Annotated in this window: 30 protein-coding genes and 1 pseudogene; 24 read left to right on the top strand and 7 right to left on the bottom strand. The window is 41.7% G+C overall.

Annotated elements, in window-relative coordinates:
* Positions 1 to 100: 100 nt before the first annotated feature.
* From NYE25_RS07285 to glnA, 8 genes are all read left to right on the top strand, one after another.
* Positions 101 to 2671, top strand: coding sequence for a transglycosylase domain-containing protein (locus NYE25_RS07285; protein WP_341145557.1), 2571 nt, complete (start codon positions 101 to 103; stop codon positions 2669 to 2671).
* Between the two features lie 210 nt (positions 2672 to 2881).
* Positions 2882 to 3436, top strand: coding sequence for a DUF402 domain-containing protein (locus NYE25_RS07280; protein ID WP_042128364.1), 555 nt, complete (start codon positions 2882 to 2884; stop codon positions 3434 to 3436).
* A gap of 4 nt (positions 3437 to 3440) precedes the next feature.
* Positions 3441 to 4097, top strand: coding sequence for a YdcF family protein (locus tag NYE25_RS07275; protein WP_341145556.1), 657 nt, complete (start codon positions 3441 to 3443; stop codon positions 4095 to 4097).
* Between the two features lie 93 nt (positions 4098 to 4190).
* On the top strand, positions 4191 to 5156 hold the full coding sequence (locus NYE25_RS07270) for an AAA family ATPase (RefSeq protein ID WP_042188887.1): 966 nt from the start codon (positions 4191 to 4193) through the stop codon (positions 5154 to 5156).
* A 40-nt stretch (positions 5157 to 5196) separates the two neighbouring features.
* Positions 5197 to 6486 (top strand): GTPase HflX, encoded by a 1290-nt coding sequence (hflX, locus tag NYE25_RS07265; RefSeq protein WP_042188885.1) that lies wholly within the window; start codon positions 5197 to 5199, stop codon positions 6484 to 6486.
* A gap of 133 nt (positions 6487 to 6619) precedes the next feature.
* Positions 6620 to 7873: a methionine gamma-lyase family protein gene (locus tag NYE25_RS07260; protein ID WP_341055344.1), complete on the top strand. Its 1254-nt coding sequence runs from the start codon at positions 6620 to 6622 to the stop codon at positions 7871 to 7873.
* 83 nt (positions 7874 to 7956) lie between these two features.
* Complete coding sequence (locus NYE25_RS07255; protein ID WP_042128355.1) at positions 7957 to 8367, top strand: MerR family transcriptional regulator; 411 nt, start codon at positions 7957 to 7959, stop codon at positions 8365 to 8367.
* 33 nt (positions 8368 to 8400) lie between these two features.
* Positions 8401 to 9729 (top strand): type I glutamate--ammonia ligase, encoded by a 1329-nt coding sequence (glnA, locus tag NYE25_RS07250; RefSeq protein WP_042128352.1) that lies wholly within the window; start codon positions 8401 to 8403, stop codon positions 9727 to 9729.
* 147 nt (positions 9730 to 9876) lie between these two features.
* Here glnA and NYE25_RS07245 read toward each other — a convergent pair whose 3' ends face one another.
* Both NYE25_RS07245 and NYE25_RS07240 read right to left on the bottom strand, forming a co-directional pair.
* Positions 9877 to 10062: a tyrosine-type recombinase/integrase gene (locus NYE25_RS07245; RefSeq protein ID WP_341145555.1), complete on the bottom strand. Its 186-nt coding sequence runs from the start codon at positions 10060 to 10062 to the stop codon at positions 9877 to 9879.
* Positions 10063 to 10257: 195 nt separating this feature from the next.
* Positions 10258 to 10518, bottom strand: a complete 261-nt coding sequence (locus NYE25_RS07240; RefSeq protein ID WP_445667125.1) for a DUF2642 domain-containing protein — start codon at positions 10516 to 10518, stop codon at positions 10258 to 10260.
* Positions 10519 to 10881: 363 nt separating this feature from the next.
* Here NYE25_RS07240 and NYE25_RS07235 point away from each other — a divergent pair, with 363 nt between their 5' ends.
* The 6 genes and pseudogenes from NYE25_RS07235 to NYE25_RS31260 all read left to right on the top strand — a co-directional run.
* Complete coding sequence (locus NYE25_RS07235; protein WP_341145554.1) at positions 10882 to 11016, top strand: hypothetical protein; 135 nt, start codon at positions 10882 to 10884, stop codon at positions 11014 to 11016.
* Between the two features lie 32 nt (positions 11017 to 11048).
* Positions 11049 to 11318, top strand: a complete 270-nt coding sequence (locus NYE25_RS07230) for a hypothetical protein (RefSeq protein WP_341145553.1) — start codon at positions 11049 to 11051, stop codon at positions 11316 to 11318.
* A gap of 522 nt (positions 11319 to 11840) precedes the next feature.
* Positions 11841 to 12203, top strand: coding sequence for a 2-oxoglutarate dehydrogenase E1 (locus tag NYE25_RS07225; RefSeq protein ID WP_341145552.1), 363 nt, complete (start codon positions 11841 to 11843; stop codon positions 12201 to 12203).
* Between the two features lie 19 nt (positions 12204 to 12222).
* Positions 12223 to 12654, top strand: coding sequence for a hypothetical protein (locus NYE25_RS07220; RefSeq protein ID WP_341145551.1), 432 nt, complete (start codon positions 12223 to 12225; stop codon positions 12652 to 12654).
* A 380-nt stretch (positions 12655 to 13034) separates the two neighbouring features.
* Positions 13035 to 13391 (top strand): ferrichrome ABC transporter ATP-binding protein, encoded by a 357-nt coding sequence (locus NYE25_RS07215; RefSeq protein WP_341145550.1) that lies wholly within the window; start codon positions 13035 to 13037, stop codon positions 13389 to 13391.
* Positions 13392 to 13532: 141 nt separating this feature from the next.
* A pseudogene (locus tag NYE25_RS31260) lies at positions 13533 to 13646 on the top strand (DNA methyltransferase); the annotation flags it as partial.
* 149 nt (positions 13647 to 13795) lie between these two features.
* On the opposite strand, the gene NYE25_RS07210 reads toward NYE25_RS31260, so the two are convergent.
* Positions 13796 to 13963, bottom strand: a complete 168-nt coding sequence (locus NYE25_RS07210) for a DUF4083 family protein (protein ID WP_341145549.1) — start codon at positions 13961 to 13963, stop codon at positions 13796 to 13798.
* Positions 13964 to 14531: 568 nt separating this feature from the next.
* On the opposite strand from NYE25_RS07210, the gene NYE25_RS07205 reads away from it, so the two are divergent.
* The 10 genes from NYE25_RS07205 (at position 14532) to NYE25_RS07160 (ending at position 20996) form a co-directional block, all read left to right on the top strand.
* A complete protein-coding gene (locus NYE25_RS07205) occupies positions 14532 to 14714 on the top strand; it encodes a hypothetical protein (RefSeq protein WP_341145548.1) in 183 nt (60 codons plus the stop codon).
* 163 nt (positions 14715 to 14877) lie between these two features.
* Complete coding sequence (locus NYE25_RS07200; RefSeq protein ID WP_341145547.1) at positions 14878 to 15447, top strand: hypothetical protein; 570 nt, start codon at positions 14878 to 14880, stop codon at positions 15445 to 15447.
* A gap of 427 nt (positions 15448 to 15874) precedes the next feature.
* Positions 15875 to 16096, top strand: coding sequence for a hypothetical protein (locus NYE25_RS07195; protein WP_341145546.1), 222 nt, complete (start codon positions 15875 to 15877; stop codon positions 16094 to 16096).
* Positions 16097 to 16139: 43 nt separating this feature from the next.
* Positions 16140 to 16664 carry a sigma factor-like helix-turn-helix DNA-binding protein gene (locus NYE25_RS07190; protein WP_341145545.1) on the top strand — a complete coding sequence of 175 codons (525 nt, stop codon included), beginning with the start codon at positions 16140 to 16142 and terminating at the stop codon, positions 16662 to 16664.
* Positions 16665 to 16929: 265 nt separating this feature from the next.
* Positions 16930 to 17481, top strand: a complete 552-nt coding sequence (locus NYE25_RS07185) for an RICIN domain-containing protein (protein WP_341145544.1) — start codon at positions 16930 to 16932, stop codon at positions 17479 to 17481.
* Between the two features lie 262 nt (positions 17482 to 17743).
* Entirely contained in the window at positions 17744 to 18019 is a 276-nt protein-coding gene (locus tag NYE25_RS07180; RefSeq protein ID WP_341147696.1) for a phage portal protein, read from the top strand.
* 470 nt (positions 18020 to 18489) lie between these two features.
* Positions 18490 to 18693, top strand: coding sequence for a DUF5316 family protein (locus tag NYE25_RS07175; RefSeq protein WP_341055324.1), 204 nt, complete (start codon positions 18490 to 18492; stop codon positions 18691 to 18693).
* A gap of 266 nt (positions 18694 to 18959) precedes the next feature.
* Positions 18960 to 19583 (top strand): DUF4352 domain-containing protein, encoded by a 624-nt coding sequence (locus NYE25_RS07170; protein ID WP_341145543.1) that lies wholly within the window; start codon positions 18960 to 18962, stop codon positions 19581 to 19583.
* Positions 19584 to 19716: 133 nt separating this feature from the next.
* Positions 19717 to 20217 carry a cupin domain-containing protein gene (locus NYE25_RS07165; protein WP_341145542.1) on the top strand — a complete coding sequence of 167 codons (501 nt, stop codon included), beginning with the start codon at positions 19717 to 19719 and terminating at the stop codon, positions 20215 to 20217.
* Positions 20214 to 20996, top strand: a complete 783-nt coding sequence (locus tag NYE25_RS07160) for an MBL fold metallo-hydrolase (RefSeq protein WP_445667124.1) — start codon at positions 20214 to 20216, stop codon at positions 20994 to 20996. The genes NYE25_RS07165 and NYE25_RS07160 overlap by 4 nt, the downstream gene beginning before the upstream one ends.
* Before the next feature lie 126 nt (positions 20997 to 21122).
* Here the strand turns inward: NYE25_RS07160 and NYE25_RS07155 are convergent, their stop codons facing one another.
* From NYE25_RS07155 to lexA, 4 genes are all read right to left on the bottom strand, one after another.
* Positions 21123 to 21701, bottom strand: a complete 579-nt coding sequence (locus NYE25_RS07155) for a hypothetical protein (RefSeq protein ID WP_076298755.1) — start codon at positions 21699 to 21701, stop codon at positions 21123 to 21125.
* A 234-nt stretch (positions 21702 to 21935) separates the two neighbouring features.
* Complete coding sequence (locus NYE25_RS07150; protein ID WP_042188853.1) at positions 21936 to 22316, bottom strand: hypothetical protein; 381 nt, start codon at positions 22314 to 22316, stop codon at positions 21936 to 21938.
* Between the two features lie 149 nt (positions 22317 to 22465).
* A complete protein-coding gene (locus tag NYE25_RS07145; protein WP_042188851.1) occupies positions 22466 to 22804 on the bottom strand; it encodes a L,D-transpeptidase in 339 nt (112 codons plus the stop codon).
* A 272-nt stretch (positions 22805 to 23076) separates the two neighbouring features.
* Complete coding sequence (lexA, locus tag NYE25_RS07140) at positions 23077 to 23703, bottom strand: transcriptional repressor LexA (protein WP_042188849.1); 627 nt, start codon at positions 23701 to 23703, stop codon at positions 23077 to 23079.
* Between the last annotated feature and the right edge of the window lie 291 nt (positions 23704 to 23994).

Genomic DNA, 23994 nt, shown 5'->3' with positions numbered 1-23994 from the left:
TCGTTTGAATAGAGTGTGAGAGAGCAACCTGAGAAGGTTGTTCTTTTCATTCAGAGAAGTCCATACATGATTTATTCAAGGAAGGGAGTCAGGAGGCATCATGTCTAGAGATGATACATCAAGGACGAACAACAATAGAAATAGAGGATCGTCCAGTACCAATTCAAAACCAAAACCGAAAAGTAAGAAGAAAAAGAAGTTTTTGACTAAAAAGCGTGTGCTGTGGAGCTTGTTCTTTGCTACAGCGTTGGCCATTTTCTGTGCGCTTGGCGGTTATCTGTTCATTATGCTGAATGGGCAAAAACTTCTCCTAGAGAACCAAGACAAGCTGACCGTAAATGAAACTACAAAAGTATATGACCGCAATGCTAATTTAATCGGCGAATTATCGCTTGAGAAAAGCGATCCTGTAGAGTATGAGAAGATTCCACCGTTATTGATCAATGCCTTTGTGGCCACAGAAGATAAACGCTTCTTTGAGCATTCTGGTGTGGATTTATGGTCAATCGGCCGGGCAGCGGTAAAAGATATTGCTGCACGCAGCATGGTAGAAGGTGGTAGTACCATTACTCAGCAGCTGGCCAAAAACATCTTTTTGACACGGGATAAAACATTTTTCCGTAAAGCGACTGAGGTATCCATTGCTGTAGCATTGGAGAACCAGAAATCTAAAGAAGAGATCATTACGATGTACCTGAACCGAATAAACTTTGGGGGTACGATCTACGGAATTAAAGCAGCATCTGAAAGATATTTTGGTAAGAGTGATCTGAATGATCTGAAAGTTTGGGAAATTGCGACACTGGCTGCGATGCCTAAGGGACCGTCTCGTTACAACCCTCTGCGTAACCCGGATCTTTCAAAGGAACGTCGCGCAGTAGTGCTTCAGCTCATGTACGAACAAGGTTATATTACGGAGCAAGAGAGAGACGAAGCACAAGCCGTGGATTATAATTATAAGCCACCTGAAAAGAAACAGCGTTATCAAGCTTTTATTGACTTCGCAGTGGAAGAAGCAGAAGAAAAGTTTGGACTATCCGAAGATGATCTGAATATTGGTGGTTACAAGATATACACCACGATGGATAAGCATGCTCAAGAAACCGTAGAAGATGCTTTTGCAGACAGTGATAACTTCGAGAAGAGTGTAGACGACGAACTGGTACAAGGTTCTATGACCATCGTGAATCAAGAGAATGGCGGCATTGTCGCACTTCTAGGTGGACGGAATTATGAGAAAAAAGGCTATAGCCGTGTAAATGGCAGCCGACGTTCTCCTGGTTCAGCCTTTAAACCAATCGTTGCTTATGCTCCAGCACTGGAAACTGGAAAGTACGACAAGTATTCTACGTTAAGCAACGAGAAGCAGTGTTTTTCCAACTATTGCCCAACTAACCTTCACGGATATTCCAAGAGTATTAGTATGAGTGATGCTATACAGAAATCAGAGAATATTCCTTCGGTCTGGTTGCTTAATGAAATTGGAGTGAATACCGGATTTAAGTTTGCCAAGAAATTGGGGATTGGACTGGAAGACGAGGACAAGAACCTCTCACTGGCTCTCGGAGGTATGAGCAAAGGAACGAATACACTGGAAATGGCACAAGCTTACAGTGCTTTTGCAAATGGCGGTGAACTTCGAGAATCATATTCCATTAAATCGATCACTGATAGTAGTGGAGAGACCGTCTTCAAGGCTAATACAACGCCTGATCGTGTTATGAGTAAGCAAACGGCTTATCAAATGACCGAGATGATGCAAAAGGTTGTAGAGAGTGGTACGGGTAGAAAAGCAAGGATTGATCGTCCAGTTGCTGGTAAGACCGGTACGACTCAAAGTGGATATTCTGGAATCAGCTCGAACCGTGATGTTTGGTTTGTGGGATATACACCTGAATGGACAGCTGCTGTGTGGATGGGTTATGACAAGCCAAGCAAGAAACATCTGCTTAAGAATAGCAGTGGGCTTGCCGCAGCATTCTGGGGTAAAGTGATGGAGGAAGCGTTAAGGGATGTTCCTAAGAAGTCCTTCCCACAGCTAGATAATGAAATCGCTCCTGCACCTACAGAAACACCTGAACCAGCTAAGAATGTTAGTGGACTTACTGCAGCTTATGATCCATCTACGATGACAGTAAATCTGGGCTGGCAGGCAGTTCCTGTTGCGGGTGTAGAATATCGTATTTATCGTAGAGAGACATCCGAGGCTGATTTCGGTTTACTGTTAAATACGGTCACGACTAGTGCAGGAGACTTTAGTGCAATGCCTGGTCTGGTTTACGAGTATTATGTTACTTCCTACGATCCTGCAACCCAAGTAGAAAGTGAACCATCGAATGTGGTTACTGTCTCTGTGCAGGATGAGATGCCAACACCTGAGCCGACCATTGATCCTAATCTCCCGACACCAACCCCTGAGAATGGTGGAGACAATGGCTGGGATAATGGCAACGGTGGTAATAATGGTGGTGGCAACGATGGAAGCGGGAATAATGGTGGAACAGGAACCTTGCCTGAATTCACTACGCCTCCACCGTCAGCAACACCGATACCTACTGCTCAGCCAGATGTACCTTCTGGAGGCGGAAGTTCGGGGAATGACAGTGGTAATGCAACACAAAGCCCTGATCAAGAGGCTAGTAATATGAATGGTGATTCTTCTGTTCAATAGTGATGCTTTGAATTTATGAAGTTAGCTTTTCTTTTCCTGAGGCTGTCTCAAAAGTAGTGAATGCTACTTATGGGACAGCTTCTTTCTTTTATAACTCCATATTTTTCTAATCGAATCTGTGATAAAAATTTGCTGTATTTTGCGGGATGTTTTGAGTGTATCCTCTAAATGTGGTAAGCTGAAGAAACCATACTGGAGAGGGTAATTTCTATGAAACGTAAATTCGGAGACCGGGCCAACTGGCGCCGGATTACGCGTCGCCATTTTGCCTGCCGCTATGTGGAGAGCCGGGAATTCAGCGGATATATTACGCTTTATACCATCTACGGGCTGAAAGAACCACTGTGGAAGAGCTATGGACGGCATACATATCGTATTGCGGATAAAGGTTATTCCTGGCTGCAATATTTCCCAAAAGACAGTCACTATATTGTGACGGCTATGTTCGACGAACGGCAAAATATCATTCAATGGTACATAGACACCTGCAAGGTGCAGGGCGTCACAGACCAAGGCGTTCCATGGTTTGATGATTTGTATCTGGATGTGGTTGTGCTTTGGAACGGCGAGGTTTTCTTGCTTGATGAGGATGAATTAGAGGAAGCGCTGGAGAGGGAAGATATTTCCGAGAGTGATTATAAACTCGCCTGGGAGACAGCCAATACTATTTTACGCGGCATCGATGCTCATGCTTTCCCTTATTTCTCACTATCTTTGAAGCATCGTGCCGAATTATTTCATCATGGAGAATTCAGGAGGAAATAAAGAAATGGAATGGTACGTCTACGGAAGAGGGTCTTCCCCGATTCGGATTGTTTCCAAAAAACGCAGATTCTGGACGAAACGAACGTTGCTTATCGCTTTATCGATAATTGTGAGTGCTGGATTGTTGTGGTGTGCTTATGCGTTAAACAATATTAATAAAGCTGCCACCACAGATCCTATGCAAAAGGCGGATGTTGGGATCATTCTTGGCATGTCGATGTGGGGGGATGAGCCTAGCCCAGGACTTAAGGAACGGCTGGATTACGGACTGAAGCTTTATCAAAAAGGGATGTTCCCACATCTTATTGTATCTGGTGGTTTAGATAAACCTGATTTACAATACACAGAAGCTCAAGGAATGCGTAATTATTTGGTTGCTAAAGGAGTGCCAGATAGCGCCATTTACGTAGAGAATGAAGCTACCAGCACTTACGAGAATCTTTTGTTTAGTAAAGAGATTATGGCACGAGAAGGTTTGTCTTCAACAATAATCATTACGCATACTTATCATGGGTGGCGGGCTCATGAAATTGCTGACGAGCTTGGATATGTGAATCCTGAGCTGGGACTTACAGAATCCACCGTTCTATCGATGACAAGACATAAAACACGTGAGATTCTAGCCTATACGAAATGGAAGCTTCAGCAGCTATTCCTGTGATTTGTCCAAAAAATCCCGAATCTTCTAATAACACTTCATTTACTGGAATAGACTTGATTAGAGAAGTCAGCCCTGGATAATGAGGTGATACCGATGAGCGGACGCGTAGCAGCGGCCAGTGGACGGGAGGAAGAAAGACCGTCTCGACAAATCAATATTGTATTGCGGAGTCAAGAGCCTCCGGCTATAACTAACCCTTCTGGAGAGAGTCGGCCGGTACCTCCAAAAAATCACGGCCACACTAGCCTATTCCAAGAGTTAACGCAAGAATTGGAAGGTTTAGTGGGTCTGGACAATATCAAAGAGCTAGTCTTTGAAATCTACGCCTTGTTACAGATTGCTCAAATGCGAACTGAGGCAGGACTTGCAAGCGGTGGGCAAGCTTATCACATGGTTTTTAAAGGGAATCCCGGAACTGGCAAAACAACCGTGGCTAGAATCGTGGCTAAGCTGTTCCAGCGTATGGGGGTACTGACCAAAGGACATCTCATTGAGGTGGAGAGAGCCGACCTTGTAGGAGAATACATCGGTCATACAGCACAGAAGACTCGTGATCTGGTAAAAAAGGCTTTGGGTGGTATTTTGTTTATCGATGAGGCTTATAGCCTCGCTCGGGGTGGAGAAAAGGATTTTGGAAAAGAAGCGATTGATACGCTCGTCAAGGCCATGGAGGATCATCGCAGTCAATTTATACTTATCTTAGCGGGGTACTCTGGGGAGATGGAGTATTTTTTGATGAGCAATCCCGGATTGCCTTCACGGTTTCCGATACAGGTGGAATTTCCTGATTATACGATCGATCAACTGCTGCAAATTGCTGAACTCATGGCAAAAGATCGCGACTATATTTTGATGCCACAGGCGATACTCAAGTTAAAGCAGCATTTGTTAGTAGAGAAGACGGAGAGTCTTCATGCTTTCAGTAATGCGCGGTATGTTCGCAACGCCATTGAGAAAGCTGTTCGGGGTCAGGCTGTAAGACTGTTAAACCAGTATGAAAGTACCAGCCCAGGCAAGCAGGAATTAATGACGCTTCGAACTGAGGATTTCAAATTATGAATTACAGGATACTATCACCGTCATAAGGAGCATGACATACATGGCAATAACAACGCATGATACGGAAACAGATGTACAAGATCGAGCGATATTGGTAAGTCTCGTCACAGATAAAATTAAAAGAACCGGAATTGATCCAGAGCTTTCACTACAGGAATTAGTGCAATTAGCCGAAACCGCTGGTGTTGAAGTTCTGGATGTGCTGCGTCAAAACAAGGAAACGCCTGATTCTAGATGGTTTATTGGTAAAGGTAAAGTAGAAGAGCTACGGATGGCTGCTGATGCTCTCGGGGCTAATACAGCTATCTTTGATCAAGAATTGTCCGGAGCCCAAGTACGGAATCTTGAAGAAGCTCTGGATCTTAAGATTATTGACCGGACGCAGCTTATTCTGGATATTTTTGCGGGGCGTGCGAAGACGCGAGAAGGAATTATTCAGGTAGAGCTGGCACAATTGTCCTATCTGTTACCCCGGCTTTCCGGCCAAGGGAAGAACTTATCCAGACTAGGTGGAGGAATTGGTACCAGAGGTCCGGGTGAAAGTAAGCTGGAAACCGACCGCCGACATATTCGTGATCGGATTACGGAGCTGAAACGCCAGCTGGATGAGGTTGTTAAGACTCGTGAGCTACATCGGGAGCGTCGCCGCAAGGCGGGAGCGGTGCAAGTCGCACTTGTTGGGTATACGAATGCAGGGAAATCAACGCTGCTTAAGCAACTAACCGATGCGGATGTCTATATTGAAAACCAGCTGTTTGCCACACTGGACCCTACTTCACGTGTACTTGAGCTAGCAGGTGGTAAAGAGGTTGTGCTTACGGATACTGTAGGCTTCATTCAGAATCTTCCGCATGATCTTGTCGCATCTTTCCGTGCAACGCTGGAGGAAGTGAATGAGGCCAATTTGGTGCTACATGTGGTGGATGCCTCTTCACCAATGCGTGAGGAGCAGATGGAGATTGTCCAATCCATCTTGCAGGATCTAGGTGCATCTGGTACACCGCAAATCGTACTTTTTAATAAAATTGATCTATGTCAGCCTGAGCAACTGGAAATGTTGCCTACAGGTACAGGATACTTGAAGATCAGTGCATTTAATCCTGAAGATTTAACTCGGATTACCGAAATGATCGCCGATGAACTGGCTGGCGACACACTCAACTTCCGCATTCCCGGAGACCGAGGTGACATTTCTTCTTTGCTCTACAGGGTGGGAGAGGTTCTGGAAACGACATATGATGAGAACGATGTGCTCTATAACGTTCGTCTTAATAAAGAGGATTATGACAAATGGGGTTACATGCTTGCTGATTTTGTGGACCAGCAGTAATCTTATCAGTCATTCCTAAGGTGGAAATGCTTCGTTTATAGGTATAAAATAATAGCTAATCTAGAAAGCGTCAGTTTACTGCCGCTTTCTGTCATTATGATGGCAAGTAAATGTAAGGAGCGAATAAGAACGAATGGTAGTTTTTGCAGAGGATATTTTGAGCGCGGCAGAGGCCGCAGAAGTTGAAATAGAAGGCGCTGTCAAAGCCCTTGATCGTATTGTAGATAAGAATCAGTGGAAGGTTATAGAAGCGTTCCAGCGTCATCAAGTCAGTGATTTTCACTTTGCTGGTTCAACGGGGTATGCGTATAATGACCGTGGCCGTGAAGTGCTGGATCTTGTCTATGCTGACGTTTTTGGTGCGGAATCTGCACTGGTACGCCCGCATTTCGCTTCAGGAACACACACCATATCAACAGCCCTATTTGGTGTACTGCGTCCAGGAGATGAGCTGCTATACATCACAGGACGTCCGTACGATACCTTACATAAGGTAATTGGTCACACAGGGGATGGGACAGGTTCTCTCGCAGATTTCGGAATTACTTACCGGGAGGTTACTCTTACTGCAGATGGCAAGATCGATTGGGATGAGGTAGCTCTCGCTATTAACGAAAATACTAAAGTGATTGGAATCCAAAGGTCACGCGGATATGATTGGCGTGCTTCTTTCACAGTGGCTGAAATTGGTGAAATGACTTCGAGGGTAAAGGTGTTGAAACCGGAAGTGATTGTCTTCGTAGACAATTGTTATGGTGAGTTTACCGAAGAGCTTGAGCCTCCACAGGTTGGTGTGGATCTAGTAGCAGGATCGTTAATTAAGAATCCGGGTGGGGGTATTGCTGAGACAGGCGGTTATATTTGTGGCCGACAGGATCTTGTAGAATTGGCAGCTTATCGATTAACCGCTCCTGGCATAGGTGGTGAAGTAGGGGCTATGTTAGGAACAACACGTGGGCTTTACCAAGGGTTGTTCATGGCTCCACACACGGTCGGACAAGCTTTAAAAGGGAGTATTTTTGCTGCATCCGTATTTCAGCGTTGCGGGTTTGAGACAAAGCCAGCGTGGAACGAGCCTCGTACAGATTTGATTCAGGCGGTTTCCTTTGATGGACCAGAACACTTAATTGCCTTTGTTCAGGGCATACAACGCGCTGCGGCTGTGGACAGCCATGTGGTACCAGAGCCTTGGGATATGCCAGGTTATGAACATCCTGTTATTATGGCTGCAGGTACGTTTATACAAGGTGGAAGCTTGGAGTTATCTGCAGATGCGCCTATACGGGCTCCTTATATTGGCTATATGCAAGGCGGGTTAACCTATTCACATGTTAAATATGGCGTTTTGATGGCACTTCAAAGTATGCGTGAAAGAAAATTGCTGTAAGAATATCTCACATACCATTGACACGCTGTATTAGGAAATGTACAATGAGATCAGAAAAAGATCATTGGAAGGTTGGATGAGTCATGGGTGATGAAATCCGCAGAAATATGGCACTATTTCCTATTGGAATTGTAATGAAGCTGACTGATTTGTCCGCGAGACAAATTCGTTATTATGAGCAGCACAGTCTGATCGTACCAGCACGTACGTCGGGGAATCAGCGTTTGTTCTCTTTTAATGATGTTGAGCGCCTATTAGAAATTAAAGCTCTGATCGAGAAGGGTGTTAATATTGCTGGCATTAAGCAAGTAATGAATCCTGTCTCTAAGGAATCCGAGGAAGCTACTGTTATTACCCCTGATACAGAGGTAAGACGTAGAGAGTTATCCGATTCCCAGCTTCACCGAATGCTGAAGCAAGAACTAGTTTCCGGTAAAAGACCGGGACAAGTGTCTCTGATTCAAGGTGAGTTATCCCGGTTTTTTAATAAATAATAATATATAGAAGTTCGAAAGGGAGAGGATCACATGAGCTTTTCTAAAGAGGATATTTTACGCATTGCCAAGGAAGAGAATGTTCGTTTTATTCGTCTGCAATTTACGGATCTATTAGGTACTATCAAGAATGTAGAGATTCCAGTTAGCCAATTGGAAAAAGCGCTTGATAATAAAATGATGTTTGATGGTTCTTCCATCGAAGGTTACGTACGGATTGAAGAATCTGATATGTATCTCTTCCCTGACCTAGATACATGGGTAATCTTCCCTTGGGTGACTGATAGTCGTGTAGCTCGTCTGATTTGTGACGTCTACATGCCAGATGGTACACCTTTTGCTGGAGACCCGCGTGGTATCCTCAAACGTTGTCTGAAGGAAGCGGAAGAAATGGGTTTCACAGCTATGAACGTTGGACCAGAACCTGAATTCTTCCTATTCAAGACAGACGAAAGAGGCAATCCTACTACGGAATTGAACGACCAAGGTGGATACTTTGACTTAGCGCCAACGGATTTAGGGGAAAACTGTCGTCGTGAAATCGTACTGACCCTTGAAGAAATGGGCTTTGAAATCGAAGCTTCCCACCATGAAGTAGCTTCGGGCCAGCATGAAATTGACTTTAAATATGCTGACGCGATTACTGCTGCTGACCAAATTCAAACCTTTAAGCTCGTCGTGAAAACGGTAGCCCGTCAACACGGCCTGCATGCAACTTTTATGCCTAAACCATTGTTCGGTATCAACGGATCTGGTATGCACGCTCACCAATCCTTGTTTAAAGGCAAAGAAAACATGTTCTACGACGAAAGCGACAAGCTGGGTCTGAGCAAAACTGCACGTTACTACATGGCTGGTATTTTGAAGCACGCTCGTGCTTTTGCAGCGATTACTAACCCAACAGTGAACTCATACAAACGCCTTGTTCCTGGTTATGAAGCACCTTGCTACGTAGCTTGGTCTGCAAGTAACCGTAGCCCAATGATTCGTATTCCGGCTTCTAGAGGTCTTAGCACACGTGTTGAGGTTCGTAACCCGGACCCAGCAGCTAACCCTTACCTCGCACTTGCTGTTATGTTGAAAGCAGGTCTTGACGGAATTAAACGTAAGCTTGATCTTCCAGCTCCGATTGACCGTAACATCTATGTGATGTCTGAAGAAGAGCGTATCGAAGAAGGCATTCCAAGCTTGCCATCCGATTTGAAAGAAGCACTTAGCGAAATGATCCGTAGTCATGTTATTACCGAAGCTCTCGGCGAACATGCTTTGGCTCACTTCTACGAGCTAAAAGAAATCGAATGGGATATCTACCGCACGCAAGTGCATGAGTGGGAAAGAGCGCAATACATGACTCTTTACTAGGATAAATCAGCCCTTGGCGCTCTAAGCGTTAAGGGTTTTTTTCTGTGTGGGTAAGGTTTGGAGGTTTGTGGAAGGTTAATGAGCGCCCCCGTAATGCCCCCTAAAAATGTAGTTTCATTCGAGGATACTTCTCATATGAGCTCCATATTACTCCACACAGCTTTCATTTATTTTCTTTGAAAAATGTGTGTATGTGTCCGCTGTGATTCTCATACTACCGTGACCTAAAAGTTCTTGTACGTACTTCCTATCGTTACCAGCCTCAAGTGAAAGGACAGCATGATTGTGACGGAGAGAATGGATCGGCAGCGCTGGGAGACCAATACATTTCAAAATTCGCAAAAAAGAATTGAATGGCTATGCTGCACAGGGGTCTTATCATCCAAATGATCGATTTGAAGATTATAAGATTCGTATAACAACGAGGTTATTGCATTATTGGTTATCAGGAATGCTGAACTGTTAGCTACAAGAGGCAAATAGATATGAAAAAAAGAGCTGTTTTCACAGCCCCTCTGGAATAGAAAATTACTCAGGCATGATCCAAACAATCTCACTTATCCGGACAAAGAACTTTCTACCTCTAGTATCTAACACAACATGGTCTGGTTTGACATCCACTACACATCCGCTGACGCCACCACGAGTAGTTTCTAACACAACTTGTTTTCCAATAACGGATTTTAAGGTTTCTACAACATATGGATCAACAGGGTATACCACGATGGATTGTGGCATTTGGTGCATTTGATGCATTGAATTCATTTGGTTCATTGGATAGTTCAACATATTACCTCCCAATTGGTTATACGTCATCCTATGCTGATGCCTAGCCAATGTACTGGGCAGTAACCCATTTTCAAAATAAGGCTAAGCCATTAATCGGTGATAGCCCCAGTAGCGGAACCTCATTTATCTTTAGGAGTTTTGGGTTTACCTGTCTGAGACAAGGCAACACCAAAAACAATTCCTAAACAATACCTAATGCAATGTTGTGGAATGCAAATCCAAAAGCAACAGCAAAGCATATTCCTAGACCCAAGCCGTAAAACTTTTTATTTTTATCCATATGTAACACCCCGATTTCAATTATTTAACAATTGTACGTAGCTTATCAAAATAAGTTTCGTTAGTCCAAGGGAGGGAAAAGACATGGAAACATGGGATAAATACCGTTGTGAGTGCGGCAGGAAATACGCGATTGAGAAGATCTCGGGCGAAGAACTGGAGGAACCAGCTTGCCCGGAGTGTGGCGAAACGAATAGTGAGTTGCTGACGGATGAATAAGCAGCAGATTCTGTTCTGTATAGACTACAACCTTGAAATTATCGCTGATTTTGAACGGGATATACAAGGAGCTGAAAAGCAACTGCTTCAATGCAGGCGAGATTATAACACTCGGAGTACAGATCCGGGCTGGTGAAATGATTGAGTGGCTTGAGAAATCCGGACTGATACCGGAAGACAAAGTAATCATGCATTCATGCTACGAAGCTCGGAAGGAAAAATACAAGGATAAGGTTTGGACGGTGAAGTCGGAACCGTGGGGACTTGTGCGGATCAGAGGTAGTGCTGCTGGAAGGTTTTAATGGCGGGTTTGTCACTGAATATCTAAAGAAGGTAGAGGGTTAACCACCCTCTACCATATAAAGGAGAGGACAAATAACCAGTATGTATTGAAAGAACAATTATGCAAACAAGTTGCTCAGCGCCAGGGGTTGGACAAGTGCGGAGACTATAATCGGGGGATGCTTGGTGACCTCAAACGATCGATGACGAGATAAATTAAACCCAACCAAGGTATGAAAATTGTCAGTATGACAGCAATAACAATCTTCCATATTTCGGATTTCTTTTTCCGCATAACTCTAGCAACAAAAATTGGAACAAGTATACGTAGTGCATATATTCCAATACCAATGAATATATATTCCATTTCAAATTCTCCTTATGTATTATTTATTCTCTTTTTACTATCGGTTGGAAAATAAATCATTATTAACATTTCTTCAATTTATTTGATAATACGATGAAGAAATGAGGCGAAGCCATGAAGTCCATAACCATCATTCAGCGGTGGGCAACACTGATAGCTCTCAATGAGAAGAAGTTTGAAACGCGCGCCCACAAAGCACAGAGGACCACTCGCTATCCATGCAGGGAAGAAAATTGATAAAGAAGCCTGCGAGGTACCAGAGATTAAAGCAGCGTTGACTCGGAACGGTTATACAGTGGACAACTTACCGACTGGGGCTGTGGTAGCTATTTCAGAGTTGATAGATTGCTTTAGAATCCGGCGAGATGTGCTGGGCGGAGTGATTGCCTTAGAATCAGACACTCGAAAAACTCACTTCAATACTCTTGATAAAGAGTATTCCTTCGGATGGTTTGATCAAGGACGCTATGCTTGGGAATTGGCAGAAATTAAGCAACTGCTGGCTCCGATTCAGCCAAAGGGCAACAACGGATTTTGAACTGGGAAGGAGTGCAGTTATGAGTGAATCAGGAAAAATTCCCTTATCCAGCATGACACCAGAATGGATAGAAGAGATAAAGAAAAATTTTAAAGCAGGTTCTCCATGGTGGTTCATGATTGAAAAGGCAGACATTGCGTATTTAATTCACTCACTAGAAGAGTCACAACAACAGAACGCGCGTTGGAAAGAAGCTGTAACCGGGTTGATGATGGCTGACACAGATGTTCAGAGGGATTTAGCAGAGGCACAGCAGACCATAGCTCGGCAACAGGCGGAGCTGGAAGAATATCAAGGGCAAATGAAAATCCTGACCGAGTGGGCGTACGCAGAGGAAATGAATGTTTCTGATTTGATTTCTGAGCGAAATGATCTACAGGAAGCACTTGAAAAGATTAAATCCGCGGCGCCAAATCTTTTTTATCACATGGCTTCGGATGCTCTGAAGTGAAATAAGGAAGGGAGCAACAAGTCATGACACAGGTAAAGGATAAGACAAACATTTGCCCCCGAGAGAGGGCAGAGGCGGCATTTATCACGCTTAGTATTGTTAAGTAGACACATAAGGCGTAACAAATGCTATTCGTTTTTCTTCTGTATCAGCTTCTCTATATAAATCCAAACATAGTAAGTAATCCAAAACGCCATCATGGTTGCTAATAATGCATAAGACCTTTTATCGTATGGAAGAGTAAAAGCCAAGATGATCCCTAGAATGAGGAACGGTGGTGAGAGGGTGAAATATTTCTTTTTATGCAATTTAACTATCTCCTTATTATTAATTAGTTATAAGTACATTATCGCTATTAACAAATTATGGGAAGTGCGGACATGATCCTATGCGATCTACCATACGGCACAACGCAGAGCCCTTGGGATTCTATCCTGCCGTTTGATCAGCTATGGAAGGCATATGAACGGATCATTAAGGATAACGGGGCAATCGTCTTATTTGCTAAAGCCCCATTTGATAAGGCACTCGCAGCCAGCAATATGAAATTATTTAAATATGAATGGATATGGGAAAAGAACAAGGCAACAGGACACTTAAATAAAGGTCTGATGCCGCTGCAAGCTCATGAAAACATACTAGTCTTTTATAAAAGGCTGCCGACCTATAATGCTCAAATGAGTCAGGGACATAAACCAATGAATGCAGCGACTAACAACCATAAATTATCTGTTTAGGGTGATGGAATTCCGTGGTCAAACGAGGCTGGAAAGACTGAGAGATTGCCGCGCAGTGTCTTGTACTATCCGGTAGTTAACAACGATGATCCTGAACTAATCCATCCAAATCAAAAACCAGTGGAGTTGTGAGAATACCTCATACGCACCTACACCAACCCTGGGGGAACCGTCCTAGATAATTGTGCTGGAAGTTGTACAACGGCTGTGGCTGCATCAAGGACTGGAAGAAAATATATCGCTATAGGGCGTGATGAACGACATGCTGCAGACGGAATGGAACGGTTGAAGAGTATAAACCCAGCAACGCGGGGGCCACACCAGATCATTAAGGGACTAGGAGTATCCCTCCTCTCCCAAAAGCACAGTAGACGCATACTGCGACATAAAAAAGATAAAAGTGATTATGCACCCTTATCTTTTTCAAGCAATTCTATTATTCTGTCTAATTTTTTCTCTATGGTAGCATTTTTATCTGAAACCTTGTTTTTAGTTAGATAATCTCTTTTTAACAGTAAAACCAAGGGAATCGCCCAAACAAATGCCAATGGTATTAAAAAAATATATTGCAAGATAACACCTCATTAATAGTTATTGTTTTATTATAACAAACTAAAACTAAAAAAAAGAACTTATTTGAAGTTATTTACTGCGCAGTACGAAGATACATGACATTAAGGGATATAGGAGGTTACAGCACTCCTCACCCAAAGTTTATGACGCAGTAGACGCATACTGTGAAGCAAAAGTATTTACAACTTAGATTTCTCTTTATACTTTGACCAATTTATCCAAGATAAACTTATAAAACCTAACGCCATAAGCAGAATTTGTATTGGATCTCGATAAATATCGAATACAATTCCGATGCCAACAGAGAGAGGTATTAATATAAGACAAATAATAGAAAGCCATTTATTAATATTTTGATTTTCCTTCTTTATGTTATTCATGTTTATCCCCTTTCAAAAAAATGATAATTATTAACAAATGTATTATATCATGCCAACTTAGGTTAATGTCCACATGCTATACAGTACGAAAATACTGGGACAGAGATGGGTTAAAGCCCTCCTCTCCCACAAGGAGGATATAAATGATGGAATTGGCTGTACTGAACTTATAAGGGGGCTGAGACACATGGATAAGCATGACATTGTATACGTTTTGATTAACACGCTGCATGGAAAGGTAGAAATGGCAACGCAAAACGATTCTGAGGCATGGGCATTTTATCGGGATATGAAGGGAATTCGAATACAAGTGCTCATGAACATGAATCTGATTGTAAGTATAGAGCCTACAGTATCAGCGCTGGATTAATTTAGGGGGCTGAGACCCCAATCAAAGGAGACGATACACGATGAATACTTAAGAAGTATGGGTCCAGTGGAGCGAATAGGATGATCCTTGGTGCAGACGAACAGTACAAGGTGAAACTGCTGGGAAGGCTAAGTATTCATTTTGGGAATACCTTCAGGATGGATTGTGGGAAGAGAAGTTCGGCACAGTAGTCAAGAAATTGCGCTGCCGGAAGATCGGCGGTTTCAAGGTCAGTGACTTGTTCACCAATCCAGCGACCTTCCGGGAGATTTGCGAGCGCCGTGCAATTGACTTCGCATATCAAGGAATGAAGATCGAGGTTGACGGGCAATGTGGCGTGATAGAGGGCGGCAATAACTCGGGAAATATTGACGTTTCCTTCGAGGGGGAATACTACGCTGAGAGGATGAAAGAAGTAAATGCAGATTTGTACCATCTGCTCAATGAAAACGAAACTGGCCTATATAATCAGGAATTTCAAAAGAACAAAACGGTATATGCCTACGTTCATCTTAATTTTTCAGACTTGGCGGACTTCGCAGAAGCCGTAGGTACCTATCCGTTTGAAGAGGGCGGCATGAAAGTCACGATGTTTGAGAGAACAATCGACATTGACTTGAATGACATCATAGAAGGGCAAGGACATAGCTTGAGTAGTTACAAAAAATGCTTCGATGAAGACACTTGGGACAGGTACAAAGAGCAGATCGAAGAGATGGAACTTGACTATTAGGCCGAAGGCCATCGAGTCAGACCGAATAATTCCAGTAAAATGGGGCCCGGGTAATCATAGATCTTAACCATTAAAGATGTACCAAAGTAATCCATAAGCTATTCCGAAGTAAGCAATAACACCCAGTAAAGAGATGGACAAAAGAATAATGATAACTTTCTTACCGTTCATAAAATTCACCTCTTATTTAATATAGCACGGGTTGAGAGAGGAACAAGAGACTTTGATAATCCGAAAGCGAGGAAATCATAATAAGCGATTGGTACTCAGGAATCAAAAGCAAGGAGATTGAATCTACAGGCGGTGGGCACGGAAAGATTAAGTGATCACAACTCACGGAGGAAGAGAGAGCAAACCTAGATTCGAAATATCCCAAACCTATTGGTAAGGCTGCTGAGCGTCCATTTGTGAATAAGGGGTCAGTAGAATGAAATACAAAGACACTCAAAACTCATTAAGAGCCGGTCATCGTCAATTTATTTTTACTGCAAGCCCGGGCTTACCTGTAGATGTACTGGCTTGGGGACCGACCTGGGTGAGATTTAAGGATGCATACAACACATTTCCTATCAGTACAAACATGAAGATGTTTTCTATGATGGTGGAATGTATTTATACAGAAAAAAGCCATGATGTGCCAGGGCAATAGCTGCTTCTATCCTCGACCAAATTATACACAAAGGGGAATGAGGATGAACATCGCCAATAGTAAGGCTCCTGTATTAAAGGTAACGGACTCAGGTCCAGCAACTGCCCTAAACTATCGACTCTCCCTCAAAGGCGCGGAGCGAGCATATAGGAAGGCTGATGCTGATGATAAAAAAGCTATCTCAGGGATGAAATCAGATTGTGAGTTTGTATTAGAGTGGCTGTCTACAGGACGTAGACCAGGTAATAAACGTGGGATAGAAAGGCGAGCAGTATATCAGCGTGAGATACTGATGGACCCTATTCGAATGCAATCATTTATCCAACAAAGTAATGCAGGGAGTCCAAGTAATTTATCAGAGTGGCAAAGAATTCAGATTGAAGATGCATTATCAACATTGAGTACTCGCGAAAAAGAATGTTATGTATTAGCTTTTGGCAATTGCTACTCACGTAGTCAAATTGCTCATCTACTTGGAATAAAAAAGGAGAGTGTTAACGAGTATATTGTCCGAGGGCAGGTGAAAGTTGGAAAATCACTTCAAAATAGTTTGTTTTTATGTGATTAAATTGACAACATCTCTTTTGCAAATGATGTATAATTAAGGAATAATTTCCCTATATTTTAATTTATTTCTTCTAGATCTATTTCTATGAACTTCATTACGAGCGCTCCCCTTCAAACGATAGAAATAGAAAACCATCATGAGTTTTGATGAAATGGGTATTAATTACTTTTTATCAAAGGAGGCGACATTCTAATCGTATAATGGCAGTTTGATTGGGAGAAGTTGAAATCTGACTAAATAAAAATTAAAGGAGTGGACTTATCTTATGAAACGGTTACTCAATAGGAAATGGTTGATAGCGATTCTGGCACTTGTATTTATTGGATCCGCAGCATCTGCTGCATTTACTCAGACGATGTATGCTGCTGGAACGAACCCTAAAGTCATTATAAATGTAAATAGCAATAAAGCACTGGGAGTCAGTGGATGGGATAAACAAGCGGATGGGGCGCTTATCATACAATGGCACTTTAATTGGAGTTCCATTGTTAATGATCAAAAATGGTATTTCGAAGATCTAGGAGACGGCTATTATCACATCAGAAACGTAGAAAGCGGAGATTTACTGGAAGTCAGCGAATCGTCTACATCCGATGGTGCTAATGTGATTCAATGGCCGGATAATGGCGGATGGAACCAGCAATGGAAAGTTGTTCCAACCAATCTGGATAGAGGTGACTCGTCGTATATTATCAACCGAGGTAGCGGCAAGTATTTGGATATATCGGGACAATCGACATCCGATGGAGGACAGGCTATCCAGTGGGATTATAATCGCGGCGCCAATCAGCGCTGGTTCATTCCGCCTGCATCGTAACACATATGAAGCTAATGCCACGCCGTTTCCACACATAGTAACGGCGTGGTTTTTTAGATAGAGAAATTCAAGTTGAACATCCGACACGTATAGATAATTATAGATTCGGAATACAAGTGGCGAATACAGTTTTTGAAGACACTCTTTGCTAAATTTCATATCCTCTCTTTATTTGGAATATCGATGTCCAAAGTATAGTCCAGCAAATGCAGCACCGAATGCTCTTGCACTGTTATATAAGGTGTCAAATTAATGTTCATAAATAGGTGGGGCGCTGGTAGAAGCTACAAACCTCGCTAATAATAAGATCGTTCACGGATTCTTGCGAAAGCTCGTTGATCAGAAAGCCGGTTATCTGCTGAGTAAGGAAATGAGCATCCAGATAAAGAACAAAGTTTATGATGAACTGTTGACAGGGATTTTTGATAAAGGATTTAAACGACTATTAAAAAACCTGTTGAAGGAGAGCATTAAAAAGGGGTGCGCATGGTTGCATGTTTATTTAAGAAGGGAGTGCCCTTTCAGCGATGGCTGTTGAGGCACTCCCTTCTTTTTGAGGATATTCTTGAGCAATAACGACAAACTGCATTAATTTAGTCGTCTGATTAGGCTTATAGGTTCGCATACAAGGTTGCTATCGGACCTATCGGACCTATCGGACCGCGATGCAGTTATTGGCCTGAAAAGTACCCAATATTATGCTCTAAAGAACCAATAACGTTACTGGAGTCGGAAACCCTGCACAAAAGACGATTATTTTGTAAATAACATCATCTGAGTCCAAAACTCGAAGAAGAGGACTCTCTCCGTTAGTGGAGAAACTAAGTAGATATCAGAAGGGCCGCAATACCAATCGCCAAAAAAATAGCACCTGAGCTCATACCCATGATTCCTCGATTATGTGTATTCTCGTCATACATCATTTTAACTTTTCCAATTAGTAGTGGAGAATAATGTTAGAATATCTTATATATAGATATACAATACTTTCCTGGGAGGAGCACTAATATGCGCATATTCATATATATAGGACTGGCTTTTTTTGTGATCTCTGGTATATGTGTTGGAGGATTTACGACAGGTACTCAGCAAAGAGGGAATTTTTATTCGGAATCCAAAGAAGACCGTAAAATTAAAAACAAAGTAGCGAAATGGTCTGCTTTAGGAGGGGTTCTTTCCTTGGCTATAGCTGGACTAGTATATTTGTTGTGATATTTACCTTACGCAAGTTCAAGAGTGGTGAAGAGTGCAATACATGACTTTTTACAAGAACCTTTAGACCCTTTATGACTTTGCCGTTGAGGTTTTTTATATTTATAGTTCTAGTAAAATGGAATTTAATATAACAGTCACAATTATTCTTATCATCTGACATTATTTTATATTTTTCTTGCAAAGGTATATCTTTCATAGGATAATATGGGTATATTTTCCTAGCAAAAGTTGGAAGTGGATATTATCTGAGAGGAAGTAGAATATTGAAAACAAAGAAACCTTTTTTTAAAAAATGGTGGTTTTGGCTTATTATTGTTTTTGTTGTAATAGGGGTGATTGGATCACAGGGGAATGATAGTGAACCTACAGTATCAAAATCAGAACCAGCAGTGGCAAAGGTAGATGATACTGCAGCAACAGAGAAACCGGTCGAAAAGGAAAAGCCTACCAGCAAGCCTACTGAAGAGCCAAAGGAAACGATGATAACTGAAGTTGGACAAACCATCACAACTAAGAATTTTAAGCTTACAGTTGAATCTCTGGAAAAGCCTAAGGGAAATGATTATGTACAACCATCAGAGGGTAATGAGTTTGTAGAAATCGGAATTATACTTGAGAATATTTCCAGTAAAGATTATATGGTAAGCTCTATGCTAATGTTCAATGCATACCAAGACAGCTTCTCCATAAATGAAGATCTCATGGCTCATACTTTGGATAGTCAAGTAGGAACAATGGACGGCGCTTTAGCTGCGGGAAAGAAAATTCGTGGCAAACTAGCTTACCAGCTTCCTAAGGATTGGAAAGAACTTGAAATCAATACTGATTTTACGGCTTTAAGTTTTAGTTCAGATGGAGAAATCAAAATCGTTCTTCAAAATAATTAGGATATCTCACATATAAGAGTCTCGCCAAAGCTGGCGGGGCTTTTTTTATTATTAAACCTGATAATCTGCATTTACATAAAGTACCAAACCGATTATATTGAAAGAAAAGCGTAATGGATGAGGGGTGTTATATTTGGCGAAGATTTTTAATGAAAATACAGTTTCATTTAAACAAAAGTTATCTCCGATCCCTGAGTTTGCTTGGCACACGAGTGAGAGACTAGCTGAGATCGCTAATTCTAAACATCTTGTCTTCGACATAAGATCGCTTGATCCAGATAAGTATTCCTTTCCTTATCATTTTCATAGAAACGCTGAAGAAATATTTGTGATTTTGACGGGAAAAGCGATGTTAAGAACTCCCGAGGGTTTTAGTGAGGTTTCTGAAGGTGATGTGATATTTTTTGAAATGGGACCTGAAGGAGCGCATCAACTTTATAATCATACGGATGCCTCTTGCAAGTATCTTGATCTCCGAACGAACCAGGGCATAGATGTTTGCGAATATCCGGACTCAGGTAAAATCAACATTCTCCCCTATCAAGAAATTTATCAGGCGGATCAACAAGCGGACTATTATAAAGGAGAAGAGCAGGTAAGGGAGAAATGGAACGGAATGGAGGATCACACTTGATTCAAGATCGATGGTTCACAGTCACGAAAATTGATCCAATTACTTATGCAATCAGTGAATATGGACATTGGGAAAAGGTGCACTCTTTTTTGTTGTTAGGAAAAGAACAAGCGGTGTTGATTGATACGGGATTAGGCATCGATAATATAAAAAGAATAACGGATCAGTTAACGGATTTACCTATCGCTGTCATCACTACACATGTGCATGCAGACCATATAGGCAGTCATGGACAATTTGAGACGATCTATGTTCATAAAGAGGATGAGGATTGGCTGATTAATGGAATACGAGGTTTAACCCTTGCCCAGATCAGAAAAGATATGAGCCGAGATATTACTCTTCCTGTTCCTGAGACGTTTGATCCTAATACGTATACACCTTATCAAGGGAAACCAACAGCTCTATTGCGAGAGGGAGATGTGCTTGATTTAGGCGGGCGTAGATTAGAAATTCACCACACACCGGGTCATTCGCCAGGTCATATTAGCATTTTTGATCATGCCAACGGGTATCTGTTTACAGGAGATTTGTTGTATGATGTTACGCCAATTTATGCTTTTTATCCCTCTACTAGTCCGGCAGATTTAGTGGCTTCTTTAGAAAAGATTGCGCAAATTCCAAATGTATCTCAAGTATTCGGCTCTCATAATACGTTGGGTCTAGATCCAGCTATTTTGCAAGAGGTTATGAAGGCAGTTCGTGAATTACGTGAACGGGATCTTGTTGCTCATGGTACGGGCATTCATCAATTTAACGGATTTAGTGTGCAATTTTAAAATGAATGTTGGATGCAGCGAAAACGGCCCTCTCAAAAGGACCGTTTTTTTTGTCTTTCCTTAAGGTTTTCAAAATTTCTAATTGGGAAAGGTAAAGTGAAGTAATAATAGGCGGAAGGGGGGCATTCATTCGGATACGATCGACCTGAAGAAAGCATGTAATTGTTGGACTTGGGAGTAAGCTTCTTTGTATTGATTATCGGATTGTTGAATGGGCAATAAGCCTGGCAAGAAGGAAATACTATACACAGGTATTTCATTGCTGTTCATGTATATTTTAAGCGTAAGTTCCTCAATAACATCAGCCTCTTCGTCAAAGCTATTAACCACATTAATATCCGCACTTGAAGCAGTTGATTTGCTGTTTTGTTGTCGTTTAGATACTTTTGAAAGGGTTAGTGCGTTAACAACAATCTCTGATCCCATTATATTGTCGAACGAGTATAGCTTTGCTATTGCTTTTTTGCTTGTTTTCGGATTGCTGGTACCTATTGCTATTTTTTTATAAGGTTCATTAAGGGCGATCAAGTGAGATTGATTGGGCGGAATGAATGTTTTGGTGAATATAATATTAAAAGATGAGGTTGCGTTTAACAGCTTAGAAAGTTCAGAAGAAGTAGATAGTTTTTTTAATTCTATAATAACGGCACTTAGAATTAAGACTCCTCCTACAATGGCAAACATATACATCAAGAAAATCAGCATGTAATCACACCTCCAATGATCTCAGTAGAGCAAGATTTATTGCTTATTGAAAGATATGCCTGAATTCTCTCTACTAGTATCTGTTAAGAGCGAAAATCGTGGGAATTTAGGAAACGACAACTGATTAGAAAAAGAGAAAGCACCCAGAGATCTGCCGATTTTGCAAGCTGAGTGCAAAATTGGGGCAACTGCTGGAGTGCTTTGTTGAGAGCATTTAAAATAAATATGTCAAAATCATAAGAAATTGAAGGCTGTGATTTGATCAGTATAAACAATTAGCTGTTTGTATTCGATCGGAGATTCATAGTGAGTATAGGGTCTTACAGAAACATCATTAAGGACTACAAAGTTATAGCTGAAATTTTTATCGGGATGTTCCGCACCTAAATAAGATATGTATTCATCTACAATGACATCATCCATTAGAGATTTTAAGTCAAAAACATCCTCTTTATTGGAGGTGGAAGGGGAGATGGTCCCTTGAATACTGCCGAATGAGGTGAGTAAATTTACTTTTTTTCCACTCGCTTGATCGTTATTTAACAATAAGCCAGAGAGTTTAACAAGTGCATCGACTTTAAAATCGACGAGGGTTCTAATTTTTGAGTTGTTCAAAACGAGACACTTCCTTTCAATTTGAAATCCTGTTAACATTATTCGACATATAACCACATAATTCCTATTAGGTCATCAAAAATACATAAATACAAACACGCCCCCTCCATTGAACCATGAGTGAGGCGTGTTTATCTATAGAGATAGATTTAATTCCTGATCGTTACTCGTGTTCCAATCGGTACAATCGCAGCTAGTGCTAACACATCTTCATTGTACATACGAATACAACCATGGGATACTTCGTGCCCTATGGATGAGGGATCATTATTTCCATGTATCCCATAATGAGGCTTAGATAGACCCATCCAAAAGACCCCAAATGGACCACCTGGATCGGGTTGTTTGTTAATGATTGTGAATTCACCGAGTGGTGATTGAGTTAACATTTTACCGATTCCGACTGGGAAGCCCCTGATCACAATGTCGTTATCAAGAAGATAAAGCATACGCTGCGTCAGATCAACTATAATCCGGTAATTTGGCATTGTGCAACACTCCTTTCTAATTAAGATATGAGGAGGATGCCTAAACGGTTATTCATTAAAAATGGTCATTTTAGCCTATGAGAACAAATGTTCTGTAATTGATAAATGGAGTTTGATAACAATAAAAAAGCTGTTCTGCATTTGCAGAACAGCTTTTTTTAAAAAATAAAAGAAAGTATATATTATACGATATACCCTATCCTTATACTTCTCGTAGAAACGGATACCGTCCTAAAGGACGGTATCCGTTTTCGCTTGGTAGGAGTGCATACTTAGTGGATATCTCGAAATAATCCGATAACTCTGCCGAGAATGGTCACGCGATTAAGGCGAAGAGGCTCGTACGCCGGATTCTCCGGCTGAAGACGTATATGATCACGTTCTTTATAAAAAGTCTTAACGGTTGCTTCATCTTCTTCGGTCATAGCTACAACGATATCTCCGTTATCAGCCGTTTGTTGTTGACGAACAATAACATAGTCGCCATTCATAATCCCAGCTTCGACCATACTGTCACCTTGAACCGATAACATAAATACTTTGTTATCTCCAACATAGTGAGTTGGAAGCGGGAAGTAGTCTTCAATATTCTCAGTAGCAGTGATAGGAACCCCGGCGGTAACCTTACCTACGACAGGAATGCGAGCGACGGTTTGCGCGAAATGATGGACATTCTCGGAATCCTCTTGGCCAAGCAATTCTATCGCACGAGGCTTCGTTGGATCTCGACGGATAAGTCCCTTCTTCTCTAGCCGATCCAAATGACCGTGAACTGTGGAGCTGGAAGCAAGACCAACAGCTTCTCCAATCTCCCGGACGGAAGGAGGATAACCCTTGCTGCGGACTTCGCTACGTATAAATTCCAGGATCGCCAGCTGGCGACTTGAAATCTTTGACATTGGAATCAACCCCATATAGTAATGTTTGGGAAAATTATAACATAGAACTACCGTTCGCACAAACATAAGTTCTAACTATTATAAATATTAATTCGAAAGAGTTAATAAATGGTAGTCTTGTATTGATTGCGTTTCCTTCATCTAAACGATAAGAGTGATTCTTTATATGAAGAATATGGTAAATATTAACCTCTGAAAAAAAGAGAACAATTGTTCTAAAATAGTATTGAACAAAACACATGTTCGTGTTATTATAATTTCAAAAGTAAGAACAAGTGTTTGGAGGATGAT

The sequence above is a fragment of the Paenibacillus sp. FSL E2-8871 genome (genome assembly GCF_038000345.1).
In the GTDB taxonomy this organism is placed as follows: domain Bacteria; phylum Bacillota; class Bacilli; order Paenibacillales; family Paenibacillaceae; genus Paenibacillus_AQ.
The sequence above is the reverse complement of the archived record's forward strand: the minus strand, read 5'-3'. Positions and strand labels throughout refer to the sequence as shown.